At 61.2% G+C, this 20,565-nt stretch carries 22 protein-coding genes; 13 read left to right on the forward strand and 9 right to left on the reverse strand.

All coding sequences use genetic code 11. The annotated features are described in order from the left end of the window. Window positions 1–61 precede the first annotated feature (61 nt). From glyA to SynPROS71_RS01785, 6 genes are all read left to right on the forward strand, one after another. A complete protein-coding gene (gene glyA, locus SynPROS71_RS01760; RefSeq protein ID WP_255442473.1) occupies window positions 62–1,351 on the forward strand; it encodes a serine hydroxymethyltransferase in 1,290 nt (429 codons plus the stop codon). A gap of 90 nt (window positions 1,352–1,441) precedes the next feature. After that, the gene (locus SynPROS71_RS01765) at window positions 1,442–2,587 is read left to right on the forward strand and encodes an MraY family glycosyltransferase (RefSeq protein ID WP_186596238.1); all 1,146 of its coding nucleotides are present in this window, start codon (window positions 1,442–1,444) and stop codon (window positions 2,585–2,587) included. Beyond that, window positions 2,580–3,905 carry a competence/damage-inducible protein A gene (locus SynPROS71_RS01770; RefSeq protein ID WP_186596240.1) on the forward strand — a complete coding sequence of 442 codons (1,326 nt, stop codon included), beginning with the start codon at window positions 2,580–2,582 and terminating at the stop codon, window positions 3,903–3,905. The genes SynPROS71_RS01765 and SynPROS71_RS01770 overlap by 8 nt, the downstream gene beginning before the upstream one ends. Before the next feature lie 6 nt (window positions 3,906–3,911). Next, window positions 3,912–5,333 carry a 3-isopropylmalate dehydratase large subunit gene (gene leuC / locus SynPROS71_RS01775; RefSeq protein WP_186596242.1) on the forward strand — a complete coding sequence of 474 codons (1,422 nt, stop codon included), beginning with the start codon at window positions 3,912–3,914 and terminating at the stop codon, window positions 5,331–5,333. Continuing rightward, the gene (locus SynPROS71_RS01780; RefSeq protein ID WP_186596244.1) at window positions 5,326–5,940 is read left to right on the forward strand and encodes a 3-isopropylmalate dehydratase small subunit 2; all 615 of its coding nucleotides are present in this window, start codon (window positions 5,326–5,328) and stop codon (window positions 5,938–5,940) included. The genes leuC and SynPROS71_RS01780 overlap by 8 nt, the downstream gene beginning before the upstream one ends. A 52-nt stretch (window positions 5,941–5,992) precedes the next feature. Then, window positions 5,993–6,463: a pentapeptide repeat-containing protein gene (locus SynPROS71_RS01785; RefSeq protein ID WP_186596246.1), complete on the forward strand. Its 471-nt coding sequence runs from the start codon at window positions 5,993–5,995 to the stop codon at window positions 6,461–6,463. Between the two features lie 11 nt (window positions 6,464–6,474). Here SynPROS71_RS01785 and SynPROS71_RS01790 read toward each other — a convergent pair whose 3' ends face one another. Together SynPROS71_RS01790 and SynPROS71_RS01795 are read right to left on the reverse strand one after the other, a co-directional pair. After that, window positions 6,475–9,684, reverse strand: a complete 3,210-nt coding sequence (locus SynPROS71_RS01790) for a DUF3769 domain-containing protein (protein ID WP_186596248.1) — start codon at window positions 9,682–9,684, stop codon at window positions 6,475–6,477. 108 nt (window positions 9,685–9,792) lie between these two features. Then, complete coding sequence (locus SynPROS71_RS01795) at window positions 9,793–9,912, reverse strand: photosystem II reaction center protein I (protein WP_006042333.1); 120 nt, start codon at window positions 9,910–9,912, stop codon at window positions 9,793–9,795. 61 nt (window positions 9,913–9,973) lie between these two features. Between SynPROS71_RS01795 and SynPROS71_RS01800 the strand changes: the two genes are divergently transcribed. Then, window positions 9,974–12,976: an alpha-mannosidase gene (locus SynPROS71_RS01800; protein WP_370586840.1), complete on the forward strand. Its 3,003-nt coding sequence runs from the start codon at window positions 9,974–9,976 to the stop codon at window positions 12,974–12,976. On the opposite strand, the gene psbN is transcribed toward SynPROS71_RS01800, so the two are convergent. Next, window positions 12,964–13,104 (reverse strand): photosystem II reaction center protein PsbN, encoded by a 141-nt coding sequence (psbN, locus tag SynPROS71_RS01805; protein WP_011932239.1) that lies wholly within the window; start codon window positions 13,102–13,104, stop codon window positions 12,964–12,966. The two genes, SynPROS71_RS01800 and psbN, sit on opposite strands and share 13 nt — an antisense overlap. 85 nt (window positions 13,105–13,189) lie before the next feature. Between psbN and psbH the strand changes: the two genes are divergently transcribed. The 4 genes from psbH to SynPROS71_RS01825 are packed head-to-tail and all read left to right on the forward strand — an operon-like array spanning window position 13,190 to window position 14,560. Continuing rightward, window positions 13,190–13,390: a photosystem II reaction center phosphoprotein PsbH gene (gene psbH, locus SynPROS71_RS01810; protein ID WP_006042330.1), complete on the forward strand. Its 201-nt coding sequence runs from the start codon at window positions 13,190–13,192 to the stop codon at window positions 13,388–13,390. Between the two features lie 35 nt (window positions 13,391–13,425). Then, window positions 13,426–13,671 (forward strand): TatA/E family twin arginine-targeting protein translocase, encoded by a 246-nt coding sequence (locus SynPROS71_RS01815; protein WP_186583993.1) that lies wholly within the window; start codon window positions 13,426–13,428, stop codon window positions 13,669–13,671. Window positions 13,672–13,676: 5 nt separating this feature from the next. Next, the gene (gene pth, locus SynPROS71_RS01820; protein ID WP_186597813.1) at window positions 13,677–14,303 is read left to right on the forward strand and encodes an aminoacyl-tRNA hydrolase; all 627 of its coding nucleotides are present in this window, start codon (window positions 13,677–13,679) and stop codon (window positions 14,301–14,303) included. Further along, complete coding sequence (locus SynPROS71_RS01825) at window positions 14,303–14,560, forward strand: DUF3146 family protein (protein WP_186583994.1); 258 nt, start codon at window positions 14,303–14,305, stop codon at window positions 14,558–14,560. The genes pth and SynPROS71_RS01825 overlap by 1 nt, the downstream gene beginning before the upstream one ends. On the opposite strand, the gene SynPROS71_RS01830 is transcribed toward SynPROS71_RS01825, so the two are convergent. The 4 genes from SynPROS71_RS01830 to rph all read right to left on the reverse strand — a co-directional run bounded on the left by SynPROS71_RS01830 (window position 14,530) and on the right by rph (window position 17,774). Next, window positions 14,530–14,979: a resolvase gene (locus SynPROS71_RS01830; protein ID WP_370586841.1), complete on the reverse strand. Its 450-nt coding sequence runs from the start codon at window positions 14,977–14,979 to the stop codon at window positions 14,530–14,532. The two genes, SynPROS71_RS01825 and SynPROS71_RS01830, sit on opposite strands and share 31 nt — an antisense overlap. Then, window positions 14,976–16,181: a DUF3084 domain-containing protein gene (locus tag SynPROS71_RS01835; RefSeq protein WP_186596252.1), complete on the reverse strand. Its 1,206-nt coding sequence runs from the start codon at window positions 16,179–16,181 to the stop codon at window positions 14,976–14,978. The genes SynPROS71_RS01830 and SynPROS71_RS01835 overlap by 4 nt, the downstream gene beginning before the upstream one ends. Window positions 16,182–16,238: 57 nt before the next feature. Next, on the reverse strand, window positions 16,239–16,973 hold the full coding sequence (gene ntcA, locus SynPROS71_RS01840) for a global nitrogen regulator NtcA (RefSeq protein WP_186596254.1): 735 nt from the start codon (window positions 16,971–16,973) through the stop codon (window positions 16,239–16,241). 75 nt (window positions 16,974–17,048) lie between these two features. Further along, a complete protein-coding gene (rph, locus tag SynPROS71_RS01845; protein WP_186596256.1) occupies window positions 17,049–17,774 on the reverse strand; it encodes a ribonuclease PH in 726 nt (241 codons plus the stop codon). Between the two features lie 144 nt (window positions 17,775–17,918). Here rph and SynPROS71_RS01850 point away from each other — a divergent pair, with 144 nt between their 5' ends. Next, window positions 17,919–18,527, forward strand: coding sequence for a cob(I)yrinic acid a,c-diamide adenosyltransferase (locus SynPROS71_RS01850; RefSeq protein ID WP_186596258.1), 609 nt, complete (start codon window positions 17,919–17,921; stop codon window positions 18,525–18,527). Continuing rightward, window positions 18,527–19,120, forward strand: coding sequence for a dCTP deaminase (gene dcd / locus SynPROS71_RS01855; protein ID WP_186596260.1), 594 nt, complete (start codon window positions 18,527–18,529; stop codon window positions 19,118–19,120). Before SynPROS71_RS01850 ends, dcd begins: the two co-directional genes overlap by 1 nt. Window positions 19,121–19,142: 22 nt before the next feature. On the opposite strand, the gene thyX is transcribed toward dcd, so the two are convergent. Together thyX and SynPROS71_RS01865 are read right to left on the reverse strand one after the other, a co-directional pair. Continuing rightward, entirely contained in the window at window positions 19,143–19,868 is a 726-nt protein-coding gene (gene thyX / locus SynPROS71_RS01860; protein ID WP_186597814.1) for an FAD-dependent thymidylate synthase, read from the reverse strand. Window positions 19,869–19,917: 49 nt separating this feature from the next. Then, window positions 19,918–20,466, reverse strand: a complete 549-nt coding sequence (locus SynPROS71_RS01865; protein ID WP_186596261.1) for a thioredoxin domain-containing protein — start codon at window positions 20,464–20,466, stop codon at window positions 19,918–19,920. Window positions 20,467–20,565 lie beyond the last annotated feature (99 nt).

The raw sequence follows: 20,565 nt of genomic DNA on the forward strand, positions 1-20,565 counted from the left end.
TGGTTCGGCACTGCTGCTGTTGACCGTTGCTTACCATCCAATCAACGCATCGAGGCAACGCATGGTGGATTTCGAAACCGCTCCGATCAATGCATCACTGGCAGACTCCGACCCTGCGATTGCCCGTTTAATCGATCAGGAGCGCGACCGCCAGGAAACCCATCTTGAGCTGATCGCGTCGGAGAACTTTGCATCGAGCGCCGTGATGGCTGCTCAGGGTTCCGTATTGACCAACAAATACGCGGAAGGCCTGCCAAACAAGCGTTACTACGGCGGTTGTGAGCACGTCGATGCCATCGAGGAACTGGCAATCGAGCGGGCCAAGGAGCTCTTCGGTGCAGCCTGGGCCAACGTTCAGCCTCACAGTGGCGCCCAGGCCAACTTCGCTGTCTTCCTGGCCTTGCTTCAGCCGGGCGACACGATCATGGGTCTGGACCTGTCCCATGGCGGGCACTTAACCCATGGTTCACCGGTGAATGTGAGTGGCAAATGGTTCAACGTTGTCCAGTACGGGGTTGATCGGGAAACCCAGCGGTTGGATATGGAGGCGATCCGTCAGCTGGCTCTCGAGCACAAGCCCAAGCTGATCATTTGCGGTTATTCGGCTTACCCCAGAATCATTGATTTTGCGGCTTTTCGTTCGATTGCCGATGAAGTTGGGGCCTGCCTGTTGGCCGATATGGCACACATTGCAGGCCTTGTGGCAGCGGGCGTCCATCCCAGCCCTGTTCCCCATTGCGATGTGGTGACCACGACGACGCACAAAACCCTGCGCGGTCCCCGCGGTGGTCTGATCCTTTGCCGGGATGCTGAGTTCGCCAAGAAATTCGACAAAGCCGTGTTCCCCGGCACGCAAGGCGGGCCTCTTGAACATGTAATCGCGGCCAAGGCTGTGGCCTTCGGTGAGGCTCTCAGGCCATCATTCAAGGCCTACAGCCAGCAGGTGGTGGCCAATGCCCAAGCCCTGGCCGACCGACTCATGGCCCGCGGCATCGATGTGGTGAGTGGAGGGACTGATAACCACGTGGTGCTGCTTGATCTGCGCAGCATTGGCATGACAGGCAAGGTGGCTGATCTCCTTGTGAGCGACGTTCACATCACCGCCAACAAGAACACGGTCCCCTTCGATCCTGAATCTCCGTTCGTGACCAGCGGGCTGCGTTTAGGCACTGCTGCTCTCACCACCCGAGGCTTCGATGCTGATGCCTTCGCTGAAGTGGCTGAGGTGATCGCTGATCGCTTGCTCAATCCTGAGGACGATGCGATTCAGTCACGTTGCCTGGAGCGTGTGGCGAGTCTTTGTCGTCGTTTTCCCCTTTACGCAACGTCGACTGAGCCGGCGCTTGTCTGACTGGTCCAAGCAGGCCTGGATTCCGAATTCAGGTCTGCCTACATTGGATGAGATCTGCCCCTTCCTGGGCCGCCCTCACCGGAGTTTTGCGTGACCATCGCGAGCACTCCTCTCGCAGTCGCTGTTGTGATTTTTCTGGCGGCGGCCCTGGTCACCATGGTGACCGTGCCGCTGGTGCGCCGGCTCGGCCTTCGCCACGGCTTCACCGATGCCCCTGACTCCCGCAAGCAGCACAGCGTGCCGATGGTCCGTCTCGGTGGTGTGGCCATGGTGCTCGGGTTCAGTGTCGCGCTTGGTCTCACGTGGTTGGCCGGTGGTTTCGGCATGCTCATCCCCGCGCGGGATCAGTTGATCTGGACCACGCTTGCCGGGTCTCTGTGTTTCTTCATCATCGGTTTGGCCGATGATCTCTTTTCCCTGTCACCGTGGCCTCGTCTGGCGGGCCAGGTGGCGGTCGCCATGGTGGTCTGGTCTCAGGGCGTGAGGATCGGTGCCATCGATTTGCCTTGGGCTTCCAGCACCGCTGACGCTGTTGTGCTTCCGGGTTTGGTGAGCCTGATCGCCACTGTGATCTGGCTTGTGGGCATCACCAACGCGATCAATTGGCTCGACGGACTCGATGGCCTGGCGGCCGGAGTCGCTGGAATCGCGGCCATCGGACTGGTGTCCGTGAGTTTCTCCCTGCATCAGGTCGCTGCTGCGTTCCTGGCGGCAGCGTTGGCTGGGAGTTGTCTTGGTTTCCTCCGGCACAACTTCAATCCTGCGCGGATTTTCATGGGTGATGGCGGGTCTTACTTCCTCGGCTTCAGCCTCGCTGCCATCAGCATCGTTGGCCCAGCGAAGGGCCTCACCACGGTGAGTTTGCTGCTGCCTCTGCTGATTCTTTCTTTGCCCCTAGCCGACATGTCGGCCGTGATCATGGGGCGCTTGAGTTCCGGACATTCCCCCTTCTATCCGGATCGTCGCCATTTGCATCACCGGCTGCTGAGAGCGGGGTTCAGCCATCGTCGCACCGTGTTGCTGATCTATGTGTTCACCCAGTGGCTTGCTGCCTTGGCCATGGTGGTGGCCAATGTGGAAATGCGCTTTCTCTGGTTAGGGCTAGCGACGGCCATCCTCGTTGGCACTGTGGTGGTGATGCAGAGGCAGAAACAGGCAGAGCTGGCTCAGGAAGCGGCGGCAGAGGATGCCCTTCCGGGGAATCGGCAATCCTGCTCCTGCGATCACCATGGCTGACGGTGCAGACCGTACTGGCGTGGAGATTCTCTGCATCGGTACGGAGCTTTTGCTCGGAAATATCGTGAACGGCAATGCACGCTGGCTTGCCGAGGAGCTGGCTGCTCTGGGTTTGCCTCACTTCCGGCAAACCGTTGTGGGAGACAACCGGGATCGTTTGATCGCTCAGGTGCGGGAGATTTCCTGTCGTTCCAGGGTTTTGATCACCACGGGTGGTTTGGGCCCGACCCCTGATGACCTCACCACCGAAGCGATCGCTGCGGCCTTCGCGACTCCCCTCGAGGAGCGGGCCGACGTCTGGGCTGACATCACGGCTAAGTCACGCAGCCGTGGAAGGGAGCCGGGCCCGGGGACCAGGCGGCAGGCCCTCCTGCCTGTCGGCGCGACGTTGCTTCCCAATCCCACGGGAACGGCGCCGGGGATGATCTGGTCCCCCACCGACAACTTCACGGTGCTCACCTTCCCGGGCGTTCCCAGTGAGATGCGTGCGATGTGGCAAGCCACCGCGGCTCCTTGGTTCAGCCAGTCGGGACTCTCCCGTGGGGTGTTTGTGAGCCGGTTGCTTCGCTTCTGGGGAATCGGCGAATCAACCCTGGCTGAACAGGTCAGTGATCTGTTGGATCAGGCCAACCCCACCGTTGCTCCCTACGCCGGCCGCGGCGAGGTGAAGCTGCGCATCACTGCCTGTGCGTCTTCGGAGCCCGAAGCTCGTGCGCTCGTGGATGAGACCGAACGAGATCTCCGGGATCGAACAGGCGATCTCTGTTTTGGTGCCGACGATGATTCACTCGCTTCGGTGGTGCTGAAGCATCTACGCGTGCGTGGGGAGACCCTGGCTGTGGCGGAATCCTGTACAGGTGGCGGGTTGGGCTCCGAGCTCACCGCCGTTCCTGGTTCCTCGGAGGTCCTTCTCGGCGGTGTGATCGCCTATGCCAATGCAGTGAAGTGTGAGTTGCTGGGTGTTCCCTCCTCCCTCCTGGAAGAAGTCGGCGCTGTCAGTGCCCCGGTCGCCCAGGCGATGGCTGAGGGAGTGCGACGGCTGACAGGCAGCGATTGGGCCCTCGCACTCACGGGAATCGCCGGTCCGGGTGGCGGTAGTGATGAGAAACCGGTCGGGCTGGTGCATATCGCTGTGGCAGGACCGGATGGCTGCGAGAGTCACCCCATCCGGCTGGGTTCGTCCCGAGGACGGGACTGGATCCGGCTGGTGAGTGCTGGGGAGGCACTGAACCGCCTGCGGTTGCGGTTGATGGCTCTCGAGTCGGGGCGAGGCAATCGTTCAGGCGACAAGCCGTTAGGGTTGGGGGCTCACAGCTGACCTGGAATGAGCAGCGGGACCCTCTACGACAAGGTTTGGGATCTGCATCGCGTTGCTGATCTTCCTGGTGGATCCACCCAGTTGTTCATCGGCCTGCACCTGATTCATGAGGTGACCAGTCCTCAGGCCTTCGCGGCCCTTGAAGACAAGGGACTTGCGGTGCGCTGTCCGCAGCGCACCGTGGCCACGGTGGATCACATTGTTCCAACCACCAGTCAGGCCAGACCGTTTGCGGATCCACTCGCAGAGGAGATGCTGAGCACACTGGAGCGAAACTGTGCCAACCACGGCATCACCCTGCATGGTCTCGGCAGTGGTCGCCAGGGAATCGTGCACGTGATTGCGCCGGAGCTCGGTCTCACGCAGCCAGGAATGACAGTGGCCTGTGGTGACTCGCACACGTCCACGCATGGGGCCTTCGGGGCCATCGCTTTCGGGATCGGCACCAGTCAGGTCCGCGATGTCCTCGCCAGCCAGAGCCTGGCGATGAACAAGCTCAAGGTGCGTCGGATCTGGGTGGAGAACAAGCTCAGCCCGGGCGTGTTCGCCAAGGATTTGATCCTGCACGTGATTCGCTCATTGGGTGTGAAGGCGGGGGTGGGACATGCCTATGAATTTGCTGGTCCAGCCATCGAGGCCCTGTCGATGGAAGAGCGCATGACCCTCTGCAATATGGCGATTGAAGGAGGGGCACGCTGCGGCTATGTGAACCCTGATCAAACCACCTTCGACTATCTCCATGGGCGTGCTGAGGCGCCTTCGGCAGAGGCCTGGGACCGGGCGGTGACCTGGTGGCGATCCCTGGCTTCCGGTGCTGATGCCCGCTTCGATGACGAGGTGCGCTTTGACGCGGCCACCATCGCTCCCACGGTGACCTGGGGCATCACACCCGGTCAGGGAATCGGTGTTGATGAGACGGTGCCCACGCCCGACCAGCTTGATCCGGCCGATCGCCCCATCGCCGAGGAGGCTTATCGCTACATGGATCTGGCGCCCGGTCAGGCCATCGCAGGGGTGCCTGTGGATGTGTGCTTTATCGGCAGTTGCACCAATGGACGGCTCAGTGATCTGCAGGCTGCTGCTGCGGTGGCCAGGGGACGTCATGTGGCCTCGGGCATCCGGGCTTTTGTTGTTCCTGGATCGGAACAAGTGGCCCGGGCTGCTGAAGCCGAAGGGCTTGATGCTGTGTTCCGCGAGGCCGGATTTGAATGGCGGGAACCGGGCTGCTCCATGTGTCTGGCCATGAATCCCGATCGGCTGGAGGGGCGCCAGATCAGTGCCAGCTCAAGCAATCGCAATTTCAAGGGCCGGCAGGGTTCGGCCAGTGGCCGAACCCTGCTGATGAGTCCCGCGATGGTTGCTGCCGCCGCCATCACAGGTCAGGTTCGTGATGTGCGGCAGCTGAACTGCATGACTTCCGATGACTGAGAGCACTCCGTTCCCGCAAGGTTCGATCGCGATGGTGAGGGGGCGCGCACTCGCGCTGCGCGGCGATGACATCGACACCGATCGGATCATTCCCGCCCGCTTCCTCAAATGCGTCAGTTTCGAGGCTCTCGGAGCACAGGCCTTTGCGGATGATCGCCAGGAGCTGGCCGGTCGCCATCCCTTTGATCAGTCGGTGCATGCCGGGGCCTCGATCCTGGTGGTCAATGACAATTTCGGTTGCGGGTCCAGCCGTGAGCATGCCCCCCAGGCGCTGATGCGCTGGGGGATCAGGGCTCTGGTGGGTGTGAGCTTTGCCGAGATCTTTTATGGCAACTGCCTTGCGCTCGGGATTCCCTGTGCCACCGCCTCGTCGCAGCAGGTCAGCCTCCTTCAGGATGCTGTTGCTGCGGATCCTTCAGTGAACTGGGCGCTCGATCTCAACGGTCTTACATTTTCAGCTGGTGCCGTGTCCGAGCCAATTCAGGTGGCCGCGGGTGCTCTCGACATGCTGCGCAGTGGTCAGTGGGATGCCACAGGCCAGCTGGTGGCACGCGATGCGGAACTCACACGCACCATGGAGAACCTTCCTTACCTTCGCGGGTTCTGACGCGGCAGCCGCGTCCAGGATTGTCTATGAATGAGACAGAGGGTCTCAGGTCATGGTGAATCTCAAGGCGACTTCATGGGTTGCTGCATTGCTGACAGCACTGCTGACACCCTCGGCTCTCCAGGCTGGAACGCCACAATCCATCGAGGTTGTTCCCTACGGGACGCCGCAGGAGCGATTGCTTCAGCTAGGAGCCTGTACTGGATGCGATCTGCGTGGGCTGAGCCTTCAGGGAGAGCATCTGATTGGTGTGGATTTGCGCGACGCCGATCTACGCGGAGTGGATCTTCGGGAGGCCAATCTCGAAGGGGCCGATCTCAGTGGTGCTCGGCTCGATGGAGCGGATCTGCGCGGAGCACGGCTCAGCAATGCCGACCTCACGGACACGGACCTGCGACGGGCTGACCTGCGCGACGCGGTGGTGATCAATGCCTATGCACCGAATGTGCGAACGGATGGCATGCGTTTTGCCGGGGCCGACCTTACAGGGAGTCATCTGATCTATGGCGGCGGTCCCGACTGATCCGCAGCGCTTTAGAAGGGGCGACGGTCGAGGACGTTGGGGAGAGGATCTGACGAATAGGGAATGAACGGTCGACCGGTTCCGGTGAAGTTGAAGTCGTTGAGGCGGAAGCGGAATCCACCGATGCCCTCATAGGGGTTGTAGTAGAAGCCGAGGTCATAACTGCGTCGCTGCCAGCGCAGTTCGATGTTCGAATTGATCACATTGCCGTAAAACTCCGACGCTGGATCGATGTTCACGCCTACGCCGGCATTCAGCAGCAGAGGACCTGCAATCTGCTGTGTGAGGCCGATCCCCAAGGTGCCGAGGTCGATCGCTTGATCGAATTCGAAAGGACTGGATCCCTGCTTCAACGTGCCTCCACCTGCGATCGAGAGTTGGGTGTAATCCAGGAAGGGTTTGCTGAAGGTGCCGAGGGTGAGGGTGGGTCCCCCCGTGAGGCTGATGGTGTTCTGGCGGTTGCCATCACCGAATGCTGCCAGCGAGGTGTTCACGTTGGTGCGCAGCTCCAGCCCAGGAACAATCGCCACGGGGCTGTAGCGGTAGGCCGCTTCAGGCGTTAGCTCCGCTGGCTGACCTCGCCAAAGTTGGTAGCGGCTGTTGAGCGATCCATAGAAGTTGGCGCGCAGGGTGTCGATCAGGTTGGTGCTGGTGAAGCTTTCAGCTTGGTAATTGCCCACGCCGAAACGCCAGATGTAGTCGTTCTTCAGTTGTCCCCAGCGCCAGTTGCCTTTCTGTTCTGCAAAACCGCCGTAGGCGCTGTACACATCGGTTTCACCCAACGATCCGTTCCAGGTGCGGTAGCGATAGGCGCCGAACACGCGTGCGCTTACGTCTCCGATCCACGGGAGGGTGAAGGTTCGTCGTGTCGTGCCCCAGAAGCGGCTGCCGTCGCTGAAGTTGCTGGGATTGAAGGTGCTGATGTCAGCTTCAATCTTGGTTGATAAGCCAAGGAATTCGCTGTTGAGCTCCGCTTCCAGGCCGAACAGATCACCGACGGTGTTGTCCTGGGTGACCTTGTCGCTGTCGATGGAGGATCCGGGCGCCACGTAGCTGTTGTTGTCACCATTAACGGCACGCTGCAACAAGAACTGGGGTTGAAGCTCGAGCACGAGGTCTTCCGAGAACTCGATCGGTCGCAGGTTGCGGCCGATGAAGAAGCCACTGCGGTCGTCGTTGTCGATGCCGAAGACCCAACGGTTCTCCACCTCTTCCTGTTTCTGAATCCTCTGTGTTCGCGATACGGGAATCGGCAGTCGCTCCTCAACAATCAGGCGATTGCGTTCACTCTTAATCAGGATGTCTCCGTTTTCTTCTTCCGTTGCCACCACGTTTTCAGCATCGATGCGGGTCTGCGCCGGGGTGAATGGATCGTTGGTGAACCCCATCCGATCGGCACTCCACCCATCAGGGGTGAGCCGGACTTTGGCGGCCTGAATGCGCCAGCGGCTGATTTCACCCGTGATGAACTGGGTGCGCCCTTTTTGTTCGAGCTGGGAGGGTCTCACGCCGCCGTATTGATTGGCTGCCAGCACTTCGTTGTTGCGGAGATTGTCAGATCCACGGCTGCGTTCAAACACGAGGCGCTGCTGCAGCTGAATGCTGCTGATGCGCTGATCGATGGCGGCGATGGCTTCGGCTCGCAGCCGCTCTTGTTCCCGAAGGGACAGTTTGGAGTGTTGTGTTTGGGAGAGGACTGGGGCGGATGGTGCGTTGGCGGAGGTCGATGGCGCTGGGCGCATCGGGTTGCCGAGTGTGATGTCTTCGAGTTGCTCGTTCAGGCTCTGGGGGGAGACACGCGCGCTGCGTCCTGGGTCAGGGCAACCCAGTGGGGGTGGTGCCTGCGGTGATAAAGCTTCGGGCCTGTCCTGCCCCCAGCGGTAGCGGATGCCGATCAGGTAGGCGTTACTTCCCTCCTTCACACCGCTGTAGGTGCCGAATGCACCGGATCGGTGGTGGATACGTCCAACCAAGGAGAGTTCTGGAGACACAGCTGCCTCCAGTTCAAACGCGAGGTAATTGAGGAGTTGGGCGAAGTTCTCCCGGTAGGTGCGTTCGTAGTTGCTGACGGCGGTGTAATAACTGATCCCTTCAACAAAGCCGAAGCTCAGCCATGGTTGAAGCCAGAGGCGTGCACCGATGCCGATGATGCCTTCTGCGAAGGCTTGCGTGGGGGTGTCGGCATTGGGAACGCTCTGGTTGAAGGGGCCGCCTTGCTGTTGGTAAGCCTGGTGACCGAATAGATCGGCTTCCAGTTCGATCGCAAGGGGGCCTGCCCTCCAGATGCGCTTCTGCATGCTCACGCCCAGCAGATATTCCGGACGCAAGCGACCATTGAACAGAAAGGTGTCACCGAAATTGGAATCGATCATCTGGCCGCCCCAGGCGGTGATCGCCCAGGGATGGGGATGCCAGTCGGGAATCGGAGGGAGCTCCGGCGGACACGCCATGCCGTCTTGATCTTCAGATGCTTGAGGGGGCGAAACCTCAGGCACCAGCCATTCCGGAGAGGGGGGAATCTCCAAATCCCAGAACGTGCTGTCATCCCCTTGCGGACTCAGGCGCTCTGCGCTGCTGGCATCAAGGTCGATGTCCAGAGCAGTTGGAAATCCAAGTCCACTGCTTTCCAACACCGGGAGCCTTCGCTCGGGAGCCTCCAACGGCTGACGTGGTTGCCCACGGTCGGCATTGCCTGTGGAGGGGAAGGGATTGAAATCAACGGCCGCTGTGTCCAGATCCAAGACGCCGTAAACGTCTTCCATCTCTCCACTGCCCTGGATCAGGCTTAAGCGCAGGGTGCTGGCTTGGAAGTACTGGGCCCCCCTGCGAAAGCGCACACTGCCGCGTGCAAAGAGCGTGTTGAACGCAGCGTCGAATTCGATGCGGTCGGCCTGGAGAACCCCACCGTTGAGGGTGACTTGCACATCACCTGTTGCAATGAACAGGTTGCGGCGGGCGTCAAAAGACTGGCTGTTGGACCGCAGCAGCAGTTCAGCAGGCGGTTGAATTGCTGGTGGCTGAAGATCCTGCGGATCACTGGATTGGGCTGACGGCTCTGGATCGTCCCCAGCGGTCTCTTCAACGAGAACCTCCGCATTGGACTCAGGAACGACCCCGAAATCCACCAACTCTTCTCCCTCCGCCGCTCTGACAGGAACGATCAGAGCTGAGGCGATGGCCAGCAGACCAGTGATGGTGATTGGCGCCCGGAAGGCTGGCAAACCCGCTCAGCAGTGGCCGGCGATCCTCCCATGGGCAGGAGCGTCACAAGCCGTTCGATGACCAGTGATCGGCGTGGACCCGACCGATGGAACTTCAGGGGGTGGTGGTCAATCTTCGAGGTCCTTACGGCTCGGTGTGCGGCTGGGGTCGCTCGCGAGGAAGCCGAACACGAAGATCCCGAGGAAAAAGAAGACGACCGAGTAAACGGAGATCTTGAGGGCGAGCATGGAGACCGACCGGCGTCTGGGACAGCGTCATCATCTTATGGGTCAAGGATGTGAGTTCACGATGCAGGACCCTCTGCAGCCCCGGCGATTGGCGTGGATTGAAACGTTTCGGTGTCGCAGTCGCCTGGATCTCCTGCCCAAGTGGCATCGCTGCGGTGATCATCAGCAACGGTCTGTGCTGACGGAACCCTGGGGGGCAATCCACCGGCCTGACTGGGCTGAGCGGGGGTTGCTGATCTGGCCCAGAGGTGGCGTTTGGCTGGACATTGAGCAGGTGATCCGCTGGCCGTCGCATTGGCTTCAGAGCTCAAACCAGCAGGAGCGCCTTGTGCTCAGTTGGTGGGCGGATGAGGTCCGGGTCTGGGTCGATGATGTGCTGGTCCACAGCGGTGACCTGTTCGATACCCGTTGCCGTTGGGTTCTGCCGGAGCGTTGGCGCAGCAGTTCTGGATTGCGGGTTCGGCTTCAGCTCCGCAGCCCATGCCATGACGATGGCGCTTTGATCAGCAGCCAGTTGGTGAGGGAGCCGCTGAATCCAAAGGAGGACCCTGACGGTTGCCTCCTGCCGGAGGCGTTGGATCTTCTGCAGCTCAGCCAGCCTCAAATCCCTGAGTCGTGGCTCGACAGTGAGCCCAGTTCTGACCAGGCCGTTGCCTTGGTGCAGTCCCATCTGGCTGAGCAGGCTCCAGCCAATGGTGTCTTGCATTGGGTTGGCCATGCCCACCTTGATCTGGCCTGGCTCTGGCCAGTGGCCGATACCTGGCAGGCGGCCGAGCGGACGTTCCGTTCAGCCCTGGCGTTGATGGAGCGCTGGCCGGATCTGCATTTCGCCCATTCCACACCAGCTCTTTATGCCTGGATGGCCCAGCATCGGCCTGCGCTGTTTGCCCGCATTCAGGAGGCCAGTCGCAAGGGGCGCTGGGAGCCCATCAATGGCCCCTGGGTCGAAACCGACTGCGTTTTGATCAGCACAGCCTCCTTGTGGAGGCAGTTCGATTGGGGGCAAAAGTTCAGTCGCCAGCACTTTCCTGAATGGAGGCATGATCTGGCCTGGCTGCCTGACAGCTTCGGTTTTGGTGCCGGGCTTCCAGCGGTCGCTAACGCCACCGGCGTGCAGTGGTTCTGCACCCACAAACTGGCTTGGAACGCGACAAATCCATTCCCCCACAGGTTGTTTCGCTGGCGAGGCCGCGGCTCCGCCGAGGTGATGGCCCTGATGCTTCCTGGGATCGGCACCGATGCCGACCCCGTGGCGATGGGGGCTGAGCAGCTCAAGTTTCAACAGAGCACTGGTATCGACCGGGCGTTGTGGCTCCCCGGAGTGGGAGATCATGGTGGTGGCCCGACGGCCGAGATGCTGGAGCAGTTGCAGCTCTGGCAAGACCATCCTCAGTCTCCGGCCCGTGAAGGTGGCACCGTGCGTGGCTTTCTGCAGCACCTGGAACCTCTGCGCACGGGGTTACCGGTTTGGCGTGATGAGCTCTATCTCGAGCTGCATCGGGGTTGTGCCACCTCCCGCCCCGATCAGAAACGCCACAACCGAACCCTGGAACGACTGCTGCGGGAAGCCGATCTCGTGGCAGCACTGCTAGGCCAGGAGGGGCAGGACTGGGCCTGGTTGGTTCTGCTCTTTCATCAATTTCATGACATTCTCCCCGGCACGGCCATCCCAGAGGTGTTTGATCAGGCCGAACCGCAGTGGCGCGCCGCCCGTCGCGCGGCTGCGGCTGCCCGTGATGCAGGCCTGAAGCATCTTCTTTCTGGTAACAGTCCAGCTGGGAATCGTCCAGGTCATGGCGGTGAACGCTTTGCTCCGGAGCGCTGGGCCTGGTGTGCGTTGCAGCCCTTGCCGCGTTGGTCGCCGCTACTAAGGCTTCCGCGAGGGCAATGGTCCAGCGCCGGTCGGCGGCTGCCGGTGCAGGCAGCAGCTGCCGGCGGTGTTTGGGTGCAGCTGCCCATGGTCGATGGAGTGAGTGCGGTGCCGCTAGCGCGCGCACTCCATCGTTCCGAGCCTTGCCAAAGCGCTGAGGCTGTGCGCGACCCCGTCCAGGTGACAGCCCTTGAAAGCGGAGGTTGGAGGTTGTCCAACGCACAACTCTCAATCGACGTTGGGCCTCTGGGACTGATCGGTCTCCGGGATGCTGGGGGAGGTGACTGTCTGGCGGCTCCGCTGCGCTTAAACCGCTACCGCGATCACGGTGAATTCTGGGATGCCTGGGATCTTGCTGAGGATTACCGGAAGCATCCGTTGCCCATGCCAGAGCGTTGGCAGGTGCAACTGCAGGACTCTGGCCCCTTGGTGGCCCGCGTCACGCTTCGCGGGCAGTTCGGGGTCAGCGCACTGCGAATGGATGTGCTGCTCTGTGCTGACTCTCCGCACGTGGAGCTGCTCCTCAGTGTTCAGTGGCGCCAGTCTCATGAGCTGTTGCGCCTTGAGTGTCCTCTGCTGAGCCCTGCAGTGCGCTGGGCCTCCGACACCAGCGGTGGTGTGATCGAGCGACCTGCTGTGCCGCGCACGCCCATGGAGAAGGCCCGATGGGAGGTGCCTGTGATCTCCTGGCTGGCCAGCGTTCCTGCCGCGCCAGGAGGCGGGCTGGCCCTGTTGCTCGATGGACCCCAGGGCGTTGATGCGGGGTCTGATCACCTCGGGGTGTCCCTGCTCAGAGGTCCCACCTGGCCCGACCCCTCGGCCGATGCCGGTTGGCATCGGCAGCGTGTCGCCTTGATGCCGCTGGCGGATGGATGGATGCGCAACGGTGTGCCGCAAGCGGCCATTCGATTCCGAGAACCGGGGTGGCACGGGCCTGTGGACCTACAAGATTTCTGGCAGGGGCTTCCCGCTGTCCCCGATGGCCTGATCCCCCTGGCCATGAAGCCCTCGATGGCCGCTGATGGAACGATGCGTTCAGCAGCCTCGGCGTTGATGATTCAGCTGCTGAACCCCGGGGCTCAGCGCTTGCGTTGGCTCCTTGATGATGGCTGGACGATGCCAACAGGGGAGACCAGCATCCAATTAATGCCCGGTGAACTCAGGGAGGTGCGGTTGGTCCGTCAGTCCTCGTGATCGTCGAAGGGGTCGTCGAGGCGTTTCGAGGGCGGACCAAATGCTGTGTAAACCCCAAAACCGGTGAGTCCAAGCAGGGCAGCCAGAACGGCAATCGCGACGGACAGGGCCGGCGAAGAACTTTCCATCACATCTCTCGACAGGATCGGCCTCTTCCGGGCCGGGACCCCTAGAGTATCTGGACTGAACTTCACCCGAGACCCAAGCGCCGTTATGGCTCAACGCACTCGTCTGGGCGATCTGCTCCGTCCCCTTAATTCTGAGTACGGCAAGGTTGTGCCTGGCTGGGGAACCACTCCAGTGATGGGAATTTTCATGGTGCTGTTCCTGGTGTTCCTGCTCGTGATCCTGCAGCTGTACAACCAGTCCCTGATCCTGGAAGGGATCAACGTCAACTGGAACGGGGCCGGCTGATTGTTGCCGGCTCATCCCTCTCTGGGGCGAGGCTCATGAACGTGTTTGGAATCGGCCTTCCTGAGATGGCCGTGATTGGTGCCGTTGCATTGCTTGTGTTCGGTCCGAAGCGTCTTCCCGAGCTCGGCCGAACCCTGGGGAAAACCTTGAAGGGGTTTCAATCCGCTTCCAAGGAATTTGAGCGGGAAATCAACAAAGCCATGGCTGAGCCTGAGGTGCTTCCTGAGGCTTCTGAGCCCACGACGGACACCACGCCGTCGAAAGGCGCCAGCGCTGACTGATCGTGATCAACTCCGGCGACCTCCGATTGGTGGTGGGTCTTGGCAATCCGGGTGACCGTTACGCCTCGACCCGTCACAACGTGGGGTTCATGGTTCTTGAGCAGCTTGCTGCGCGGGAACATGCACGGTTCAGACCCATGGCCAAGCTCCAGGGTGATCTTGCGGATATCGGCGCCGGCCCCGATCGTTTGCGCCTGTTGATGCCCAAGACCTTCATGAATGAGAGCGGCCGATCGATCCGGTCCACCCTCGACTGGTTTGGTTTGAGCTTGGGACAGGTCATCGTCCTCGTTGATGACATGGACCTGCCTCTGGGACGCCTGCGCTTGCGGGCTCAAGGCAGTGCCGGCGGTCACAACGGCTTGAAAAGCACGATTCAGCATCTCGGCACCCAAGAGTTCGCACGTCTTCGCATTGGTATTGGCGCTCCGGGGCGTTCGCCTGAGGAGCGGCGGGCTCGCACCGTGTCCCATGTGCTGGGGCCGTTCAGCCGTGAGGAAGAGCCTTTGCTGAAGGAGGTGTTAAACGAAGTTCTCGCCGGGCTGGAACGAATCCAGCGTCAGGGATTGGAGAGGGCAGGGAATCACATCAATGCCCTGAATCTCGCCCCTGCTCAGAGTGAGTCGGGTTGATGGCGCCATTGCCCGTCACCACGGCACATCTAAGGGTGCATCGCCAGAGTTTCAGCGACCAGTGTTTGGAAGGTGAGGTTCAGGCCGGTGGCTTTGTCTGGGAGTTTCAGTGGTTCTTCAACCGCGGTGAGCTCAGCGTTGAGCCTTCGCTCGGACGCGCCCTGATCCAGGATGCGTTGCTGCGATTTTTGGTGAGGTCCGATTACCGGCTGGAGGCTGGAGGGGATTACAGCTTCACGGTGAGAGCCAAGTTCTGATGTGGGGGGGCTGGCGCAGGCCATTGGAAACGGCAGTTGAGCGCAGATTCGAGTATCACCAGTGCTGCAACAGCATCGAGATCGCAGGGGGGGATGCGTAATCCCTCAGGCAGCAGTCGCCGCCAGCCTCTGGGAGGCCAGAGCTCCCAGTAGCGACTCCTTGCCAGAAGGGTGGTGCCGCGTTCGTCAACAACGGTGAGCTGCAGATCCGCCGGTAGCTGCTCACTCCAGTGCTCACTGGCTGTGCCGTTGCCCATCACGATGCGATCAAGAGGGGCCTGCGAGCGCCACTGCTCCAGAGTTTCCAAGACGGAGCCTGTTTGGACGACCTGGCCCTCAAGGACGACCTCCAAATCCGTGTCGACGAGCACGAGCCCGCACTTGCTTCGGCCTGGATCCAGAGCGGCGATGTGGGTCAAGGAGAGTCCTCCGCAGGGGTGGGCTTGAAGCTGCGTTGAAGCCGAATCTCAATCGCCACGGGGTCGGCTGTTTCAGTGCCGCCGAGTGCCACCGCTTCCAGTTCAACCCGACCAGTGCTGCGATCGATCAGGGTCTGTCCAAGCGCGTTCAGCGCCTGGGAGTCGAATTGCAATCCTTTGCTGATGGATCCGCGCCGTTGAATCTCCGCCAGCGTTGAGGCCAGTAGCAGGTTCAGCCTGTTGCGGACCTGTTCCGCGGATGTTTCTCCGCTGGCCAGGGCGGTTGATGCAAGCACCTCGCCATCACGGGTGATGGTGAGGTTCGGCCTGACCTCAGGAAAGGCATACACAACCGTTTCTCCCTGCAGCACGTTGGCGGCCGAGCGCAGCAGCACAACCCACGTGCCTGGTTTGCGGATGGCGTCTTCCAGGCGTTTGATGTCCTGACGGGGCACCAACAGGATCTGCTTGTCGGGCGCTTGCCCTGGGAGAACCTGCTGGTAAGCCTGCAAATTGGCCTCTCTCAGCACCTGGTCGATCACCTGACGCGCCTGGTCAGGACGTTCAAGCTTGAGGGTGGCTGTTGCGAGGGGCTGGCCACTGCTGATGGCCACATTGCCGCGGCGCAGGGCCAGAAGATTGCCTTCCAGCTGTTTCAACTCGGCTTCGCCGGAGCGGATGCGATTGCGCACCGCGGCAAGCTCACGGTCGGTTCTGCGGATTTCGTCGTCGCGTTGGCGAACGTCCTGGCTCAGGCGCAGTCGTTCAGCTTCCAGTCGGCGCGTTTGCTCCTGTAGGGGTTTGAGTGTTTCTCTCAGCTGGTTGGCTTGCTTGCGCGCTTCTTCCAGGCGTCTGCGCGCTTCGATCTCATCCTTGCGCGCTGTCTCGAGTTGTTGTCTGGATTGTCTCTGCGCCGCCCGGCTGGACTTCAGGTCCGCCCGGCTGTTGCGCAGCCTGGCCTGGAGGTCATTCAGTTCAAAAAGGCCAACGCGCAACTGCCGACTCACGAGAAGCATCAGGCCCAGGGAGAGGACGCTGATCAGACTGCCGGTGAGCACCGTGATCACCACCGCGGTCTGACGGGGACGCAGGCCGAAGAGGCTCAGCCGAGCCTTGCCCACCCTGGATCCGAGGCGATCCCCCAGGGTCGAGAGCACGCCTCCGAGGACCAGCAATGACAGCAGCAGTAACCAGCCGGTCACAGTGAATTCATTGCAGGGCGTGCAGGTTAAACGCCGCTATCTTCACCCGTCCGACGGTCAGCTGAAACGTTTGGCCAGGGCGATCGGATCGAGCACTGTGATTTTTTTGCGGTCAATCTCGACAAGTCCTGAATTGCGTAGGTCTCCGAGGAGGCGGGTGATCGTGACCCGGGTGGATCCAATGGCCTCGGCGATGGCTTGGTGCGACAGCCGTAAATCGATCGTGATCCCCTGGTTCCCAGGAATGCCGAAGTCGCGGCAGAGCACCAGCAGAAAACTCACCAGGCGGGACGACATGTCGCGGTGGGTGAGTGTTTCGATCATGGTCTCCGTTTGGAGGATTCGGCTTGAGAGTCCCTGCAGCAAGAGCAGTCCAACCGAGGTATCGGCTTCGATGGCCTGTCGGACCGATGTGGCAGGCGCCGTGACCATTTCCACTCTCGTGAAGGCCACTGAGTGGTAAAAGCGATCAGAGCGATGGCCGGTCAGCAGAGAAAGCACACCGAACAGGCTGTTCTCTCGAAGCAGCGCCACGGTGATCTCTTCCCCTGACTCATAAACGCGAGAGAGGCGCACTGCACCTCGGCGGATTAAGTAGACGCGCTCGGCGGGATCGCCCGGAAAGAAGATGGTCTTGTTGCGTTCCACCAGCTCCGTGTTGGCGCCATCCAGATCTCGGATCACCTCCAACAAGGTTCTGCTGGAGGGGGCGGGTGCGTTGGCCAGGCTCACATTGGTGGGTCGACCGGGCTGGGGCACCGTGCGACTGAAGCCGCGGATCACTTCGGGCATGGCCAGCACATCGCTTCAGGGAAGTTAAGGAGCGATCGACTCTCACCCTGTAGCAACGCACACGGTTCGAAGGGCTCAGCGCAGTAGCAAAGCCTCGTTCTGGGCTTTCATTAGCTGCTTCAGCCCAGGTTCCGCTCGGTCGAGGAGTTGGTTTAGTTGTTGCCTGCTGAAGGCTGCCCCTTCCGCTGTTCCCTGCAGTTCCAGCAGGTCACCATCGTCGTTCATCACCACATTGAGATCGACATCAGCCCGGGAATCCTCGCTGTAATCCAGATCGAGCAGGGCCTCCCCCTCAAGCAGTCCCACCGACACAGCCGCCACCTGGGAGCAGACCGGATTGGTTTGGAGGATCCCCTGCTGAACGAGGGACTCGCAGGCGTGATGCAGGGCCAGCCAGGCTCCGGTGACGGAGGCGGTACGAGTGCCTGCGTCGGCCTGAATCACATCACAGTCGACAAGCAGGGTGTTCTCTCCCAGCGCCTCCATGGAGAGTGCGGCTCGCAAGCTGCGGCCGATCAGGCGTTGGATTTCCTGGGTGCGTCCAGAGAGCTTGAGCCATTCCCGTCGCTGGCGTTCGGGGGTGGAGCCAGGCAGGAGCCGGTATTCCGCGCTGAGCCAACCGAGGCCCTGATCACGGCGCCAACGTGGCACGCCTTCTTCGCGGCAGACGCTGCAGAGCACAGCGGTCCGGCCGGTGCGAACGATCACGGAGCTGAGGGCGAAGCCCATGGGATTCCATTCGACGGCGAAGGGCCTCAGTTCGGACGCTTGGCGTCCGTCTTTGCGGGAGATGGTGTTCATGCCTGGCGACGATGGCTTGACTGAGCCTGCCAGTTGGGCGGAGACACCATGGATGGTGTCAAAGGGCTTGTGGATCGGATTCGCACCGCTAGATTCAAACTCTGCTGGGCCGTCTGGACACCAGCCCTGACGCCAGCGAACGAGATGACAACCAGCCTGAGCCCCAGCCATCGATCCCGAGACGTCCGCAGTGCGGATCACCGGACGCTGGAGCAAGCCGGTTTGCGTGGCCTGCCTGCCCTCGAGCCGAGGCCACCGCTGCACTTGGTGGCTCAGGAGGGACAGCTGCAGGTGCACACGGCCCCGTACCGCGGCAGTTACGGAACCGTGTTAAGCCAGGCGTTGCGCAGCGCAGGGCTGGGGAGCCGGGTGATGGTTGCCCAGTTCCTCAAAGGAGGGGTGGTTCAGGGGCCTGATGCAGCCGTCACGCTTTGTGACCGTCTCATCTGGATGCGTCCGGCCGTGCTCGAGTGCCTGTCTCAACCTGCTGCTCAAGCGGAATCCGCGGTTGTGGAGGCTGTGCAATCAATCTGGAACGCCTGCTCCACCCACCTGAGGCGTGGAGATCTGGATCAGTTGGTGCTCGATGAGCTCGGTCTGGCCATTGCATTCGGCTACCTCGATGAGCAAGAGGTGCTGTGTCGTCTGGAGCAGCGTCCGGCATCGATGGATGTGATCATCACAGGGCCATCCATCCCCGACTCACTCATGGCTCTGGCTGATCAGGTCACGGAATTGCGCAGGGGGTTCTGATGCTGAAAAACGATCGCTGGATCACCGAGCAAGCTGCTCAGGGAATGCTTGAGCCCTTCCAGGCTGGGCTCGTGCGTCATCTGGAGCCTGATCAGAAGCTTCGCCCAGTGTTGAGTTTCGGCTGTTCGTCCTACGGCTACGACCTGCGCCTCTCACCGCAGGAGTTCCTGATCTTCAAGCACGTGCCCGGCACGGTGATGAATCCCAAGCGGTTCAACCCCGCCAATCTGGAACCCACCGAACTGCATCACGACGAGGACGGCGACTACTTCATCCTTCCGGCTCATTCCTATGGATTGGGTGTGGCTCTCGAAAAGATGAAGGTTCCCGCGAACATCACAGTGATCTGCTTGGGCAAGAGCACCTATGCCCGCTTGGGCATCATCGTGAACACCACGCCCGCGGAAGCGAGCTGGGAAGGGCACCTCACCCTGGAGTTCAGCAACAGCTCAGGGGCTGATTGTCGTATTTACGCCAATGAAGGCATCTGCCAGCTGCTGTTTTTTGAAGGTGACCCCTGTGACACCACCTACAGCGATCGCCAGGGCAAGTATCAACATCAGCCCGAGAGGGTCACCCTTGCCAAGGTTTGAAAGCTTGTGAGGTGACCTGATTTCAGGGCGCCAGCCTGGCTTTATGAAGTCGGCTCTTCTCGTACCAGGCCGCAAACTCAGGAGCCCATTGCTGCAGGTGCGGCCACATCAGGTCGCACAGTTCGCGGATCTCCTGCTGAGCATCGAGCTTGGCGCGGAGGTCCATGAAGTGCAGGAAGGCTCGCAGGCTGAAGCTCACCACGAAGTGCTGGCGGTAATCAAAGGGAAGAATGCCCCGGGCATGTTCCTCAGCGAAGCCGGCGCGCAGTAGATCCCGATAGCGCTCGGCCGCCTGCCTGCAAAGCTGCAGATCCTGCGACCGCATCGCCTCGCTGTAGGTGTATTTCTTGCCTTGGCGATCGCTGTAATCCCCCACTGGCCTGAGGTAGAAAACATCCTCTAGATCCAGGTCGCCATCGGCCGCTCTGGCAATGCGCTCGCCCGTGTAGCGCATCGACTGCACATCGAAGCTCACCCCCACCCGGTGGGTGCGGGCCTGCTGCATCACCGAGTGGGGAAACCAGCCCACATTGAGCACGATCTGGGCGTGTTCGAGCGGACCGTAGTGACCGCGCTCTCCCGCTAGGAGACGCTTCACGCAGATCTCGCCGGCTTTGGTTTCGTCAGGCCAGTCGGCGCGGTCGGCAGCCACAAAGCCCTCGCTGTAGTCCTGATGCATGCCGGCATACACGCACTGCTGCGGGTTCGGCGTTGCAGCAATCAGGTCGACGCGGAAGCGGGGATCCATGGTCACGTCGGATTGGGTAACAGGCGTGTGGTGATCATGCCCGGTTTGCTTAGGAATGGCTGCGCGGGCCAGCGGCCGAATCCATCGTGGTCGGCTCGGGCAAGGGGCTGGTCGTTCCAACTCCCGTCAGCGTTGGCAAGGCTGCATTCGTTACCAGCGCGGCGGCCAGTGTGTTCAGTTCGCTTTCCGTGCGACCACCAATCGAGCGCCCCCGCAGCTCTCCATCAGCAGCGAAGAGGTTGAGCTGGGGGATGCCCGTCACGTCGTAGCGATCCGTGAGGTCAAGCCAGCGAGGGTTGTCGATGTTCACGAGCACCACATCGAGTTCGCCTGCGTGGGCGTTTTCCATCGCCAGCATCGCGGGAGCCATCTCCCGGCAGACCTCGCACCAATCGGCGTAGAACTCCAGGATTGTGGGTCGTCCATTGCTGAGAGCAACCTCTGGCGCCAGCGAGCGACGGGCCAGCTGGTCGAGGGGTGATTCCGCCATCCCTCCGTTGCGCACCAGAAACAGACTGACGGCTAACGCAATGGCCGAGACGAGCAGAAGACCTTTCTGCAGGGATGTGAGGCTTGTGCTCTCGGGAGTGCCAGTCATCCAGGAGAGGGATCAAACCTCATCTTGACAGGACAAACCAGTTGCTGTTGCTAGCGTTTAGTCGCGGATTCTGCATCGCTATCCGGTCTATCCATCAGG

Origin of the sequence: Synechococcus sp. PROS-7-1 (assembly GCF_014279795.1) — a bacterium.
In the GTDB taxonomy this organism is placed as follows: Bacteria; Cyanobacteriota; Cyanobacteriia; order PCC-6307; family Cyanobiaceae; genus Synechococcus_C.